11 protein-coding genes are annotated in these 15,609 nt (G+C 39.5%); 7 read left to right on the top strand and 4 right to left on the bottom strand.

Features of this window, described 5'->3' with window-relative positions:
• Window positions 1-34 precede the first annotated feature (34 nt).
• Window positions 35-1,543 (bottom strand): adenosine kinase, encoded by a 1,509-nt coding sequence (locus tag ACE3RB_RS00855; RefSeq protein ID WP_374462447.1) that lies wholly within the window; start codon window positions 1,541-1,543, stop codon window positions 35-37.
• Between the two features lie 341 nt (window positions 1,544-1,884).
• Between ACE3RB_RS00855 and ACE3RB_RS00850 the strand changes: the two genes are divergently transcribed.
• The 7 genes from ACE3RB_RS00850 (at window position 1,885) to ACE3RB_RS00820 (ending at window position 13,476) form a co-directional block, all read left to right on the top strand.
• Window positions 1,885-2,319 carry a hypothetical protein gene (locus ACE3RB_RS00850; protein ID WP_374462446.1) on the top strand — a complete coding sequence of 145 codons (435 nt, stop codon included), beginning with the start codon at window positions 1,885-1,887 and terminating at the stop codon, window positions 2,317-2,319.
• A 99-nt stretch (window positions 2,320-2,418) separates the two neighbouring features.
• The gene (locus ACE3RB_RS00845) at window positions 2,419-3,504 is read left to right on the top strand and encodes an efflux RND transporter periplasmic adaptor subunit (RefSeq protein ID WP_374462445.1); all 1,086 of its coding nucleotides are present in this window, start codon (window positions 2,419-2,421) and stop codon (window positions 3,502-3,504) included.
• Between the two features lie 15 nt (window positions 3,505-3,519).
• Window positions 3,520-6,681 (top strand): efflux RND transporter permease subunit, encoded by a 3,162-nt coding sequence (locus ACE3RB_RS00840; protein WP_374462444.1) that lies wholly within the window; start codon window positions 3,520-3,522, stop codon window positions 6,679-6,681.
• Complete coding sequence (locus ACE3RB_RS00835) at window positions 6,674-8,143, top strand: TolC family protein (RefSeq protein WP_374462443.1); 1,470 nt, start codon at window positions 6,674-6,676, stop codon at window positions 8,141-8,143. The genes ACE3RB_RS00840 and ACE3RB_RS00835 overlap by 8 nt, the downstream gene beginning before the upstream one ends.
• Before the next feature lie 564 nt (window positions 8,144-8,707).
• Window positions 8,708-8,857: a hypothetical protein gene (locus tag ACE3RB_RS00830; RefSeq protein WP_374462442.1), complete on the top strand. Its 150-nt coding sequence runs from the start codon at window positions 8,708-8,710 to the stop codon at window positions 8,855-8,857.
• 189 nt (window positions 8,858-9,046) lie between these two features.
• A complete protein-coding gene (locus tag ACE3RB_RS00825; protein WP_374462441.1) occupies window positions 9,047-12,001 on the top strand; it encodes a SusC/RagA family TonB-linked outer membrane protein in 2,955 nt (984 codons plus the stop codon).
• Between the two features lie 11 nt (window positions 12,002-12,012).
• Complete coding sequence (locus ACE3RB_RS00820; RefSeq protein WP_374462440.1) at window positions 12,013-13,476, top strand: RagB/SusD family nutrient uptake outer membrane protein; 1,464 nt, start codon at window positions 12,013-12,015, stop codon at window positions 13,474-13,476.
• Between the two features lie 291 nt (window positions 13,477-13,767).
• Here the strand turns inward: ACE3RB_RS00820 and ACE3RB_RS00815 are convergent, their stop codons facing one another.
• The 3 genes from ACE3RB_RS00815 to ACE3RB_RS00805 form a co-directional block, all read right to left on the bottom strand.
• Window positions 13,768-14,250 carry a DUF305 domain-containing protein gene (locus tag ACE3RB_RS00815; RefSeq protein WP_374462439.1) on the bottom strand — a complete coding sequence of 161 codons (483 nt, stop codon included), beginning with the start codon at window positions 14,248-14,250 and terminating at the stop codon, window positions 13,768-13,770.
• A 291-nt stretch (window positions 14,251-14,541) separates the two neighbouring features.
• Window positions 14,542-15,072: a hypothetical protein gene (locus ACE3RB_RS00810; RefSeq protein WP_374462438.1), complete on the bottom strand. Its 531-nt coding sequence runs from the start codon at window positions 15,070-15,072 to the stop codon at window positions 14,542-14,544.
• The gene (locus ACE3RB_RS00805) at window positions 15,060-15,506 is read right to left on the bottom strand and encodes an acyltransferase family protein (RefSeq protein ID WP_374462437.1); all 447 of its coding nucleotides are present in this window, start codon (window positions 15,504-15,506) and stop codon (window positions 15,060-15,062) included. The genes ACE3RB_RS00810 and ACE3RB_RS00805 overlap by 13 nt, the downstream gene beginning before the upstream one ends.
• Window positions 15,507-15,609: the final 103 nt, after the last annotated feature.

The raw sequence follows: 15,609 nt of genomic DNA, 5'->3' as shown, positions 1-15,609 counted from the left end.
TGCGATTTTATTTTATCAGGGAAATCTTTTCTGATTAGTTGAATTGCCGGTTGGCTTTCTGTACAAAATCATTCCATTGCTGGTTCAGATAAGCTGTGGCTTTCTTTTTCTCATTGTCATTCAAAGAAGAATACTGAATAGAATTAAAAACCAGTTTTTTCAATGCTTTTAAATCCAGCTCCCAATACACCAGTGTTGTCCAGAAATCATAACTCAGTCCCGTATATCCATACACTGAAGGATCATCACTGTTGATTGAACACTGTATTCCGTTGCTTAATAAAACCCTTGCAGGATGGTTTCTCAGATCGCTTACATATCCTAAAATCTGATTGCTGATGGGACTTACCTCAACCAGCTTGTTTTGTTTTCTGATCTTCTCCATGGTTTTTGGGAAATAAATAAGATTCAGACCATGACCAATTCTTTTGTTGTTCAACAGGGCTACGTCGAGAACATTTTCATTCAGGGCAGAATTGCTTTCTCCTGCATGAAGGAAAAGAGGCAGTTCCACACCGTACTTTTTGCTGAGATCATCCATTTTTATCCAGCTTCTCTCAAAGAAACGGATATCATGTCCCGCTGCTTCATCCGCTACAAGGTCAAAGCCTGAGATCATATCCGGAAATTCTTTCTTCATTACGAAAGCAGTTTCCAGTTGTTTTTCAATACTTTCGTTATCTAAGAATTTAAAGCTTGAATAGATCAGCTTCAGCGTGAACTGCGGATCCGATTGGTGTATCTGCTTAAGAATATCCTGCAGGTCTGTGATGGAAGTTTTCAAAGGATATTTTCCATGCTGAAAATCGTAAAGCTCATCAAAAATATACCTGATTTCTACATGCTGTACTTTATCTTTTATCAGATCCTGAAATCCTTTCAGATAATATTCCTTGAAGAAAGGACGGTATGGAAGCAGCAGGCTGATGCGTTTAAAGCGTTTTTCAAATTCAATCCAATAATCTGTATAAGAACAAAGATTATCACGTTTCAACGTAAGAAGATCCTGCAGCTCTTTTTCAAAACCAGTGCTTGAAGCCAGTTTCTTATCAAGGTTCACAAATCCTGCGGGAACTTTTCCCTTTTCAAAAAAAGCCAGCTGCCCGAAAATAAACTGATCATTATCTTTCTGGTCGTAAACATAGCTTTCCTGATATTTTCTCACTCTCGAAATGATCCATTTCACATCTGTTATCCCTCCGCTGTGGGTATGCAGCAAACCTCCTTTCGGCATAGTCTGAAGAAGCTGAAACAGATTACTGTTTTCTATTAATGGTTTTAATTCATTAAAAGAACTGTTATATAAAGATATTTTCTTTGCTTCTGTATCACTGAGGAGCTGTTTCCGGATCCCGGATATTTTTTTATCCAAGGCCAGTTCTGTCTCAGATAGGCTGATATCTGCATCAAATGCTATCGCTTTGTTTTCCTGCTCTGATAAAGCCAGGTTATGCTGATACACAGACGTTTCAGTCATTTTACCTTGTCCCCAAAATAAAGGTGCTCCTAAAAGTGATATATAAATAAGGTATTTTTTCATCATAATATTGGAAGATTTTTGTAATACCGGTTATGTTTAACCGTTAAAAGTAGCTTGTTACAGCAAAAATTGTGCAGAATAAAGCTGTTTCAAAAATAAGATTAATTTTTCTGTTAAAAACACCAGATATGCACCAGTAAACATGTCTCAGGCCATCCTTTTCTGCAAATTCTTTTTTATGTTTCCGATATCCCTTCCGGAAAATGCCATAATAATAATAATCTTCTCTTTATTTTTTCAATAAACAGGGTACTTTTTAACACTTTTTTAATCTATAACGGTTGTACTTATTTTGAAGTTTAACTACCTTTGTCTCTGGGATGCGGAAAAGATTTTATCAATATTTGTACAGTTTGTTATTTGCATTGCTTACCATTTTAGGTTGGTACTATGGGCAAATCCAGCAGTATATCTCAACAGATACTCCTTCTGATCTTCATTTTACAACTGATCTTCTGGTTCACCAGAAAAAAAGCATCAAAAAATCATTTGCATTTCTTAAAAATCATGAGACCAGTGATGCTTACAATATCAGCCATCCCCGCTACAACAAAATCAGAGCAAATCTTTCTGAAAATGACAACGAAAATGATGATAATGTAGAAACATCTGACTCTACAGAACTTCTTGCCCTTTTCAAAGAAGGTTTCTGGCATCTGATCTCCGGCTTTGTCACTACATTTCATGACAGACAAATCGCTGTTTCACTCGCTCAGTCAGAACATTTAAAGCCTTTACATGATGATCTGTACATCCAGTACAGGGTCATCAGACTGTGATTTTATAATATTTTTTACGATAATTCTTATATGCTTTCATACCCGTTTGAGAGCAGGTAACTCTATTTTTCAATTATAAATTATTATAAAAATATGATCATGGTCAAGAAAAGTCTCATGTATATTAACCTGTGCCTTATTTTCCTGTTGGCAGGCTGTCAATCTGAAAAAGAAGAAAAAACAGAAGCGGCAACATTCAATGTTACAAGCCCGCTTGTAAAAGATACTTTGGTCAACAAAGATTATGTGGCACAAATCCGTTCTATTAATCATATCGAACTCCGTGCTCAGGAAAAGGGATATATTCAGTCTATTTATGTAGATGAAGGGCAATTCGTACAGAAAGGACAGCTGCTGTTCAAAATCATGCCCAATCTTTATGAATCTGATGTAAACCGTGCAAAAGCAGAGTCGAAATATGCGCAAATCGAATATCAGAATACCAAAAACCTTTCCGATAAAAACATTGTAGCCCCACAGGAAATGGCGATGGCTAAAGCAAAATATGAAAAAGCCCAGGCTGAACTGGCTTCGATGAATACCCATTTGAAATTCACAGAAATCCGTGCGCCTTTTAGTGGAATCGTAGGAAAATTACACGTCAGAAAAGGAAGTCTGGTGGATGAAGGGGAACTGGTAACGGAGCTTTCCGACAACAGCAAAATGTGGGTCTATTTCAATGTTCCGGAAGCTGAATATCTTAACCAGATGGATGCGAAAAAGGATAACAGCCCGATGCATGTACGCCTGAGAATGGCCAATGGGAAAGAGTTTGCACAAGACGGCATCGTACAGACCATAGAGTCTGATTTTGACAATGAAACCGGGAATATCGCCTACAGGGCCACTTTCCCGAATCCGAAAGGACTGTTGAGATACGGGGAAACCGGAAACATCGTCATCACATCACCTTATGCCAATGCTATGATGATTCCTCAGAAAGCCACTTTCGAAGAGCTGGAAAAGAAATATGTCTATGTGATTGGTAAAGACGGTAAAGTACATGCCAGAGAAATAAAAGTTGCTGCCGAATTACCGCATATTTATGTAGTCGCTTCCGGGCTTGGAAAGGATGACAGAATCCTTCTGGAAGGTCTTAGAATGGTTCAGGAAAACCAAAAGATCAGCTCAAAATATCAAAAGCCTGAAAAAGTAATGTCTAACCTGGATCTGTACGCCGAGTAACCCCAAAGCAGCATTATGTTTAAAAAAGTAATACACCGACCGGTCTTCGCCATTGTGATATCGGTTGTGATCCTGTTTATGGGAGGTATCGCCATGAAGCAGCTTCCTACGGAACAGTTTCCAAAAATTGCTCCTACTACCGTAGCTGTTTCCATTGCCTATCCCGGAGCAAGTGCAGATGTATTGGTAAAATCATCTCTGATTACGATTGAAAATGCCATCAACGGAGTTCAGGGAATGCGTTACATCACTACCGACGCGACCAGTGCCGGAGAAGCCACTGTAAATGTTGTCTTTGATCCCGGAACCGATCCCAACGAGGCAGTAGTTCTGGTAAAAACCAGAGTGGATCAGGTAATGCCTTTATTACCGGAACTGGTACAGAAAGAAGGCGTTGTGGTAAACCCTATCCAGCCAAGTATGCTGATGTACGTGAATCTTTACAGTACGAATAAAAGTATGGATGAAAAATTCCTGTACAACTACTCTATGGTGAATATCATCCCGGAAATTAACCGTATCCACGGGATTGCAAAATCTCAGATCCTGGGAAGCCGCAGGTATGCCATGCGTATCTGGCTGAATCCTGACCGTATGCGTGCTTACGATATCTCGGTAGATGAGGTGATGAAAGCTATTGGTGAACAAAGTATTATCGGGCGTCCGGGAAGAATCGGGCAAAGTTCCGGTATTGCAGCCCAGTCACTGGAGTATGTACTGACGTATAAAGGACAGTATAACAAACCGGAAGAATATGAAAATATCATTGTACGTTCCAATGCCGAAGGAGAGAATGTAAAGCTGAAAGATATTGCCAAAGTAGAACTGGGAAGTGAATTCTTTGATATTTATTCCAACCTTGACGGGCATCCTTCCGCATCTATTGTTTTAAAACAGAATTACGGAAGTAATGCCAATGACGTGATCAGAGATGTGAAAGCGAAACTGGCAGAAATGAAAGGGAATTTCCCCCCGGGTGTTGATTATAAAATCAGTTATGACGTTTCGCAATTCCTGGATGCTTCTATTGAGCAGGTAATACATACCCTGAGAGATGCATTTATTCTCGTTGCTATTGTAGTTTTCATTTTCCTTGGTGACTGGCGCTCTACCCTGATCCCTATTATTGCCGTACCTGTTTCTCTGATCGGAACTTTCTTTGTTATTCAGTTCTTCGGATTGACCATCAACCTTGTTACGCTTTTCGCATTGGTATTGGCCATCGGTATTGTGGTTGATAATGCCATTGTGGTGATAGAGGCTGTTCACGCCAAGATGGAAGACAGTAATATTTCGCCTTATAAAGCGGTAAAAGAAGTAATGGGAGAAATTGCCGGAGCTATTATTGCCATTACAGCCGTGATGGTAGCCGTATTCATTCCGATCTCGTTCATGACGGGTCCTGTAGGAACTTTTTACCGTCAGTTTTCCATTACCATGGCAAGCTCTATCGTGATTTCAGCGGTTGTAGCCCTTACACTGACTCCGGTTTTGGCCGCCATGTTATTGAAGAACCATCATGGAAAACCTAAAAAGGTAAATATTTTCACCAAAGCTCTGGACTCCTTTAATAACGGTTTTGATAAAGTAACCGGAAAATATGCTTCATTCCTTAGAAAAATTGTCAGCCGAAAAGTGGTGACATGGGGAATTCTGATTGCTTTCTGTGCCGGAATCTTTGTAATCAACAAAGTCCTTCCTGGTGGATTTATCCCTAATGAAGACCAGGGAACTATTTATGCGATTATCCAGACCCCTCCGGGTTCTACCCTGGAACAGACCAATAAAGTTTCGAGAACCTTACAGAAAATCTGTATGGGTGTAGACGGTGTTGAATCTGTATCATCCCTGGCAGGATATGAAATCATGACAGAAGGACGCGGCTCCAATGCAGGAACCTGCCTGATTAACCTTAAAAGCTGGAACGATCGTGAGCACTCTGTAAAAGATATCATGAAGGAGCTTGAAGAAAAGTCAAAAGATCTGGGAGCAACTATTGAATTCTTTGAACCACCGGCTGTACCGGGATTCGGGTCTTCGGGAGGTTTCTCTATGAGGCTTCTGGATTTGAACAGAACGACAGACTATCAGGAATTTGACAAAGCCAATAAGGATTTCATCGCACAGCTTAAAAAACGCAAGGAACTTTCAGGAGTATTCACCTTTTTTGCAGCCAATTACCCTCAGTATGAACTGGTATTTGACAATAACGCCGCCATGCAGAAAGGGGTTTCTATCGGAAAAGCAATGGATAACCTCAACATTCTGATCGGTAGTACATATGAACAGGGTTTTATCCGTTTCGGCCAATTCTTTAAAGTGTATGTACAGTCATCTCCTGAATTCAGAAGGCTCCCTACGGATATCATGAATCTGTATGTGAAAAACGACCGTGATGAAATGGTTCCCTATTCGGCATTCATGACCATGAAAAAGACACAGGGACCTAACGAAATTACCCGTTACAATATGTACAATTCGGCAGCTATCCGCGGACTTCCGGCGGCAGGATACACTACAGCAGATGCTATTCAGGCTATCAATGAAACCGCTGCCAAAACACTTCCTCACGGTTACAAAGTGGCTTGGGAAGGATTGTCTTATGATGAGGCACAGCGTGGCAATGAAGCCATTTACGTCTTTCTTGTTGTTCTGGTATTTGTGTATCTGGTTCTGGCAGCTCAGTACGAAAGTTTCCTTATTCCGTTTGCAGTACTTTGTTCGTTGCCTGTGGGAGTTTTCGGATCTTTCTTATTATTAAAAGCTATGGGACTGGAAAACGATATTTATGCACAGGTAGGATTGATCATGATTATTGGATTACTGGGTAAAAATGCGGTACTTATTGTAGAATTTGCCGTGAAAAGACGTCAGGCAGGAGATTCTATTCTTGAAGCCGCTGTAGAAGGATCCAAGGCCCGTTTCAGACCTATCCTGATGACCTCATTTGCCTTTATTGCAGGGTTGGTTCCGCTTGTTTTTGCCAGAGGTGCCGGGGCTATCGGGAATCATACCATTGGGGCATCTTCATTGGGAGGAATGCTGATAGGAACGCTATTCGGAGTTATTGTGATTCCGGGGCTCTACTACATATTTGCCAAATGGTCTGACGGTAAAAAAATGATCAAAGACGAAGATGAATCTCCATTAAGCGAAGACATGATCCATTATGAATAAAAGAAAAATATATCAATATGCAGGGCTGGCAGTCTTCTTATTAAGTCTTACTGCCTGTAAGCCTGTCGAAATAGAACAGCGTGCTGAAAATAAAACTGTCCCTGAAAAATACGGTTCAGCAGAAAATGATACCATCAATACGGGAAAGATGAAGTGGAATGAATATTTCAGTGACCCGCATCTTCAGGAGCTGATTACGCAGGCTCTTCAGAATAACCAGGAGCTGAATATTGTCCTTCAGGAAATTGAAATGTCCAAAAATGAAATCAAAGCCAGAAAAGGTGAATATCTTCCCTCTGTAGGTCTGAAAGCCGGTGCAGGAATAGATAAAGTAAGCCGGTACACTAATATCGGAGCTATGGAAGCTAATACTGAAATAGAACCCGGTCGGGAAATGCCCGATCCTTTGTTCGACTTTGGAGTAGGTGCCCAGGCACAGTGGGAAACGGATATCTGGGGAAAACTTCATAATGCGACGAGAGCTCAGGTACAGCGATATCTTGCCAGCATTGAAGGCAAAAATTTCATGACCACCAATCTTATTTCAGAGATTGCAGATTCTTATTACGAGCTGCTGGCATTAGATAATGAACTGGTTATTCTGAACCAGAATATCAAAATCCAGAATGACGCACTGGAGATTATCAGAGATTTAAAGAAGAATGCCCGGTCCAATGAGCTGGCAGTACAGCGATTTGAAGCGCAGGTTCTGAAAACCCAGGGAATGCAGTATGATATCCAGCAAAAGATTGTAGAGACTGAAAATAAGATCAACTATCTGGTAGGAAGATTTCCCCAGCCTGTAGAAAGGAGTCAGAATTCCTTTGATTCTGTTGTTCCCCAGGCGGTGTATAGCGGAATTCCTTCTGAACTTCTGGAAAACCGTCCGGACATCAAACAGGCAGAATATGAACTTGCAGCAGCCAAACTTGACATCAAAGCAGCCAAGGCAAGATTCTACCCTTCTCTTGATCTTTCTGCCGGAATCGGGTTGCAGGCTTTTAATCCGCTGTATATTATCAAACCACAGTCGTTTCTGTTTTCTCTGGCAGGAGAACTTACCGCTCCATTGATCAACAGAAGAGCGATTAAAGCTGCATATTATAATGCGAATGCAAGACAGATCCAGGCAGTATATCATTACGAGCAGACTGTTCTGGGAGCTTATATTGAGGTAGCGAATCAGTTGTCTAAAATCCATAATCTGGAAAGCAGTGTGAATATCAAATCGAAGGAAGTGAATGCTTTAACCAAGTCCATCGATATTTCCAACGATCTGTTCAAATATGCCCGTGCAGATTATATGGAAGTCCTGCTTACTCAGCGGGATGCACTGGAATCTAAGTTTGAGCTGATAGAAAAGAAGGTCAGTCAGCTTAAAGCGAGTGTTGCTGTCTATAGAGCACTGGGTGGCAGCTGGGACCAGAATCCTTTGGAAGTTCCGGATATAACCAAACAATAAATCTTTTCAATCTTGTTTTTGTAGGAGTCTGTCGTGAGGCAGGCTTCTTTTTTTAGGTTTTGGCTGAAACCTCATTTTTCCCACAGATTACACAGATAAACACAGATGTTTGGGATAATTTTAGATCATAATTGATGAATGATAATTGATAATCGATCATTCATCATTCAATCGTTCTTAGCCCTGATAGCAGCGGTTACCCCACAGCAGGAAGTGGATTCAGCCAGGTGCGAGGAGTATGAGCGGATAGCAGGATAAAGCTCCTGATGCCTGGTTTTATGATTAGTAATGCTATAAAATAAACAATAAGTCTATAAAATCAATAGACTTATAATATTAATTTTAATTCACTATCTGAAATATAACTTTTTTATCATTTTTTAACATTTTAACAAATAAAATAAACATCTGATTTACAAATAAATAGACTAAAAATATTTCATAAAACAACACTAGTCTACTAAATTAGTAGGTTAATATGATTTTTCTCATACCAGTCTTTTACCGGGGTTTGTCAATTATTAAATAATTTTGAACCAGTTAAAAAAAATAAACTTTATTCTCATGAATAAGAATAGCTTTAATTCTTACCTATGCACCATTATGGTGACAGCTTCTGCACAGCATACCTGTTGCGGAATGCCGGTTCTTTCACAGCACAACCGTATTTCTCAAGACATGTGCTTTGATATGATGTGCATGATGATGTACTAACTCTCCAGCAATACATTCATTACTGTAGGAATTAAAGCCAGAATGATCAAGGCTTTTTTCATCCGGATATATCTCCTGTAATTTTGACCTTCTGATTTTATAACCTCCCTGAAAAAGGAGGCGGGAAGTTACATTTTTTACAGAGGACCAGCAGTAATACACAGTTAATTTTAAACTTAGATTAATATAATGAAAAAGAAACAATGCAAGCTTGGTGTGTTGGCCTTACTGCTATTCGCGGAATATGGTTTTGCACAAAGTAAAGACAGCCTTTCCGGGGAAACCTCCATAAAAGAAGTTGTGGTGGTAGCTTTTGGAAAGCAGAAAAAAGAAGAAATTACAGGATCCGTACAGTCGTTGAAGGCTAAGGATCTTTCTAATCTTCAAAACGGAAATATTCTCCAGGGAATTGGTGGGAAAGTAGCAGGGGTACAGGTAATCTCTTCAGGGCAGCCAGGTTCCCAGCCTACCATCAGAATGAGAGGAATTGGCTCTATCAATGCTTCCAGCGACCCGTTAATTGTACTGGATGGCATTCCGTACAGCGGAAATCTCAACAGTATTGCCGCATCGGATATTGAAAGCATTTCCTTTCTTGAAGACGCTTCTTCAAACGCTTTATATGGTTCCAGAGGTGCCAATGGAGTAATTATCGTGAATACAAAAAGAGGTAAAAGCAAAGGCCTGAGCATTGAAGCTGATGTCCGAACCGGGGTTAACTTCAGATCTATCAGGGATTATTCAGTTTATACTTCTCCGCAGGATTATTATACTGCTTATTACAACAGAGCCAGAATCGGTGAAATTGCAAGACTGAAACAACCGGGTTCTGTTCCTTCCGGAGCTTCTCCTCATGACGTAGGGCTTGCAGCACTGACCAAACTGGGATATGATGCTTATAATGTTCCTTTTAACCAACTCATTTCAAAGGATGGTTCTTTTAATCCTGATGCGAAATTATTGTATCAGGACGACTGGAAGAAACTGCTTTTCAGGCCTGCTTTAAGAAGGGAAGCAACCGTAGGAATCAATGCCAATAGTGACCAGGTAAAATCATATACATCCCTTAATTATCTTGATGATAAGGGATATTTAATCTCTTCGGGTTTTGAAAGATTCGGGATCAGGTCTAATGTAGACTACTCTATCACTTCAAAACTGAAATTAACCAGTGCCTTATCCTATACTTACAGCAAGCAGGATTTTGGTGAAACCGGCGGTTTCTCCAATCCTTTCCAGTTTGCCAGAAATATTGCTCCCTTCTACCCTGTTTTTCTGAGGGACAACAACTACCAAAGACTTTATGACAGCTATGGAAATGCTTTATACGACTATGGAGACGGCCAGGGACCTAACGGTGCCACAAGATCTTATGCTGTTTTTGAAAATCCTGTAGGTAATCTTCAGAAAGATAAATCACAGATTGTCAGTAATATTACCAACCTTAACCTTGGTTTAAATTACGAAATCATCAAAGGGTTGGATTTCACTTATAATTTTGGAGCCTATCTTGAAAATACCAGGAACCTGCAATTCGGGAATACGGAGGGTGGAACTTCATCTTCTGTAGGGGGCACCATTTCTCAAGGTTCTAATTTCAAATATACTTTGAATCACCAGCAATTGCTTACTTACCAGAAAAAACTGGGAAATCACAGCTTCAATCTCCTTGTAGGGCATGAGCTGAATAAGATCAAAGATGATGGATTTTCAGGTTCAAAGCAGCAGCTTTTATTACCAGATTCTCAGTCATTTGACAATGCTGTAAAAATCACAGATTTATCAGGAAGCGGCTATGAATATGCTGTAGAAGGATATTTTACAAGGCTGTTGTATAATTATGACGGTAAATACTTCTTTAATGCCAATATACGCAGAGACGGTTCTTCAGTATTTGCTCCGGAAAGCAGATGGGGAAATTTCTATGGACTGGGTCTGGCATGGAATATTGCAAAAGAAAATTTCCTTAAGGATAACAGCATAATTAATTCTTTAAAACTAAAGGCTTCCTACGGCCAGCAGGGAAATGACAATATCCTTTTAGGCGGTTCCGGCAGAGATTATTATGCTTACCAGGATATCTACGGAATTAATAATTTCGGGGATGATAAACCTGTTCTTTCTCTTAAAAAACAAGGAAATAAGGATTTAAAATGGGAAACCTCCAAAAATCTGAATGCCGGTTTTGAACTTTCACTTTTGAAGAACAGAATAACCTTAAATGCCGATTATTTTGAAAGGAAAGTTTCTGACATGATCTATACTCTTCCCCTTCCTCCATCCAATGCAGGCTCCTATGTGAAATATGGAAATATCGGGGATATGACCAACAGAGGCGTTCAGGCGAATCTAAGCGTGGATATCCTTCGCGGTGACGAATTCCAGTGGAGTGTTTATGCCAATGCCACTCATTATAAAAATAAAATTACCCGGTTACCGGCCGAGCAGAGAAATACAGGTCTGGTAAGCGGCTTGTTTATCCTTACGGAAGGTGGAGACCGCTACACCTATTTCCTGAAAGAATTTGCCGGAGTGAATCCTGAAAACGGTGACGCGCTGTGGTACCGTACCGCAATAAATCCAGCTACTCAAAAGGAAGAAAGAACAATTACCAATAATTATAAGGAGGCTACTGATTATAACACGGGGAAATCTGCTATTCCGAAAGTATATGGAGGATTCGGGACAGATTTCAGTTATAAAAGATTTAATCTGGCAGTGAATTTCGCTTACCAGTTCGGGGGATATGGCTATGATGATATTTACAGAAGTTTATTCCATTCCGACAGTTATGGGTCTAACTATTCAACAGATCTGGATAAAACCTGGACTCCGGAAAATCCAACGGCTGCATTACCAAGGGTAGATCTTACGGCTAAGAACCAGAACGGAAATTCAACACTTTATCTGATCAAGTCAGATTATATCAGCCTTCAGGATGTTACTCTGTCCTATCAGCTTCCTGATGGTTTTGCACAGCAGGCAGGCTTATCAGGTCTGAAAATTTATGTGACCGGGAACAATCTTTATCTGTGGTCCAAGAGAAAAGGATATGATCCGAGAGCTTCACTGACCGGAGTTTCTGATCCGTACCGTTATTCCCTGCTGTCCAGTGTCTCATTAGGCTTTAAACTTAATTTTTAAAAAGAACAGGAATGAAAAAAATAAAATACTTTCTAGCAACTGTCACTATTGGTTTTATTACAGTCAGCTGTGCCAATGATCTCAATACTTTACCGGACGGAGATATTTCCGGTGAACAACTCAATAATGATGCTAACAGCCCTGAAAAAATACTGGGTGGAATTTATCTTGATCTTCGCAGCAACGGTGCGGGAGGTACTACCGTACACTCAGATTTCGGAATCATGGGAATCAAAGCAGGTGCCGATCTGATGTCTAACGACGTCATCCAGTCTACCAACCAGCATCTGGGAATGTTTTATAATTACGAAGCGACCAATGCCAGCAATATTGCTTCTGAAATTGTATGGACAACTTTTTATGCCAGAATTTTTGTGATCAACAAACTTCTTGATGGCCTGGATAAAAACGCAAATGCAAAAAACAGAGCGATTGCAGGGCAGTTACTTGCTCTGAGAGCCTACTCTTACTTTTATCTGGTTCGTTTCTATGCCCATGATTATAACGGGCATCAATCTGAACCGGGGCTTCCATTGGTTCTTACGGCAAGCAATCCGAATCAGGGTCTTCCGAGATCAACGGTTGCTGAAGTATATGCGCAGATCAAGAAAGATATTGTGGAATCCGTTTCACTTTTGGATAGTTATTCACGCCCGTCCAGAGCCCAGATAGATCAAAGAACTGCCAAGGCTATTGCAGCCGAAATATTTCTGGAAACAGGAGATTATATACAAGCCGCCCAATATGCCGGGGAAAGTAAGCAGGGAATTACTCTTATGACGGAAGATGATTATACCACTACCGGATTTTCCAATATCAATAATCCTGAGGTAATATGGGGTTTTCATAATACGATTTCCACGATGAGTATCGGAAATTACTATGCCTCTTTCTTCTCAATGTTTGATAATACCAACGAAGGCTATGCGGGGGCCGCACAGATCCGGAAGCTGATCGACAAGCGTCTTTATGAAGCAATTCCGGCAACAGATTACCGTAAAAAAGTGTTCAATGGCAGCCAGAATGCAACATATACTTTTAACGGAAAAACGAAAAACTATCCGCCTTATGTAAGCTGGAAATTTAAAGATCCTACCCTTTTTGAAGGAGATTATATTTATATCAGAGCTTCTTCTCTTTATTATATACAGGCAGAAGCTTTGGCCAGACAAGGAAGAGAAGCAGAGGCAAAACAGGTATTATTTGACATTACTTCAAAAAGGGATCAGGCTTATACCCTATCTACCAAGTCAGGCAGTGAGCTAATCAATGAAATTATTCTGCAAAAGAGAATAGAGCTTTGGGGTGAAGGCTATGCCTGGTTTGATATGAAAAGATTAAATATACCTTTAGAACGTATATACACAGGAACCAACCATACTTTTGGAAGATTCAATCTGACACCGGATAAATTCAGGTTCCAGATTCCTAATAAAGAAATTAATAATAACCCACAAATCAAACAGAATGAATAGATAAAGAAAAAACAATTTTACATTCAAATATATTCAGTGACGAGGCATCATTTACTTGTAAATGGTGCCTTTTTTATATTAAGGCACGCGAAGAAAGTGACCAAGTCGCAGATGAAGCTAACAAAATACATGCGCTTGGAAAGAATCTATGCAATTGATTTCCTCTTTGCTTCCTTAAAATCAGAGAAAGAACTAAAACTTTGCGTAACAAAAAGAAATTTTCTATAATTTCCCATATTAATAGTCCGTTTTCCCTTTACTTTCTTTCAAATTCTCTGAGTTTCTGCTTAATCAGCCTGATTTCTTCGGACTGTGTTTTAAGAATATTTTTCTGCAACGTAATGAGTTGCGGTCGGTGAGATGTGCTTTTTCGGACATTAAAACAGCTGCAGCGTGATGAGGAATCACGCTTTTTACAAACTGCCTGTCATCCACATTTATTTGTTCCCTGATTCCCAACCAGGAAAAAATACCTGTTACCACAGCAATAATCGCGATGGTCCAATTCATTGTTTTACCGGTATACATTTTTCGCATGATCCATAATTCAATAAGAAGCATCACTGAGGTCATCAGCAGTGCCATATATAAATTATTAATATTCGAAATAAGATTCTGCAGGCTGTCTATCATTACATACATCATAATATACATGGCAAAAAACATTATCAAAGCCATCAGCACAAAACGCCTGTACATTGAAGAAGAAGGTGCTGAATGCTTTTCAGCCTTTCTGGAAGGAGATATTCCGGGTGTATGCTGTGTATTTTCCATAACAAAGGAGTTTATTGATGATTCTCTCTTCTGACTAAAGTACAGCATTTCTGAACAGTAAACGATGATAAAAGTCCAAAAATGATCAATAAAAATAAGCATATTTATTCCGGTGGTTTATGCTTCTGCGCATATCCGAAGAACAATGCATTACAACCTGTATAAGCAAAAATTCGAGGTATCACATCCTTTTTTTCAGAATTTTAAATTTAATGATTGAAAAAGGTTTTTCAATAGCAAATCTATAGATCAGGCCACCAAGAATACAGGCTGACAGACACAGAAGAAGGCTTACATTACCTGAGCTTTCAAGATTAAAATCATCAAGAGCTGTCTGCACCATATGAATAATGCCTTTATGCGAAAGATAAACAGCGTATGATAAAGATGCCAGCTGAGCAGTAAGATTAGATTTTGAACGATATAGAAAGGAGGATTTTGAAACCGCGGCCAAAAGAAACCAAAGATAGAAGCTGTTCGGGAAGTTTGCTCACGGCATATCCAGAATGAAATTCCCAATAAAAGTATGCCCAGAAAGAATAATAAATTTCCATGAGCTTCAACCCTTTTTTTAAAAACGGATGAATATTGCATCAAATATCCGATCAAAACACCTGTTCCAAGCACATCCAGCCTGGTATGAGTAGGGTAATATATTTTCATATACCATAACTTCCAGAAATCCGTAGAAATAGGATTAATTTCTGTTATGAAACCATTCCATGCTATAAATCTGAATACAACAGAAAGTCCGATAACAGCCATCATCAGAACCACCAGATATTTGAATAGTTTTGACGGTATCAGAATTAAGAGAAACAAAGGAAGAATGAGATAAAACTGTTCTTCAATACATAATGACCATGCATGTGAAAATGTTCCGCGGCTGATAACATCCAGCCCATAATTTTGGGTAAAAGTAAGAAACTTCCATAAAGGTGATAAAGCTTTCCGTTCCCTGAAAAAAGGCAGTGTAAAATACAGGAAAAGCGTAAAAAAATAAGCCTGAAAAATCGTTTTATATAAAAAGTCTTCAGGCTGATTGCTCCTTTATTTCTTATTTCTTTAAACAACTGTCCGGAGATCAGGTAACCGCTTAAAACAAAAAACAGGTCCACACCTGTCCAGCCAAATTTTCCAATACTGTCAATCCAGCCGGGATGTTTGAATGCCCGGTAATGATACATTAATACAAGCAAAATAGCTATTGCCCTCAGATGATCCAATCCATAAAGCCTTTCGGAACGTTCTGTCATATTTTTTTATGCAAATATTGATTAATTCCGGTGCAGTTTCTGACCTATCATCCAGACTGCAGATTTTTCAATACCAATAGCAGAATATTCCATCCACATAAAA

This window comes from Chryseobacterium sp. (assembly GCF_041914225.1).
Classification (GTDB): Bacteria; Bacteroidota; Bacteroidia; order Flavobacteriales; family Weeksellaceae; genus Chryseobacterium.
The sequence above is the reverse complement of the archived record's forward strand: the minus strand, read 5'-3'. Positions and strand labels throughout refer to the sequence as shown.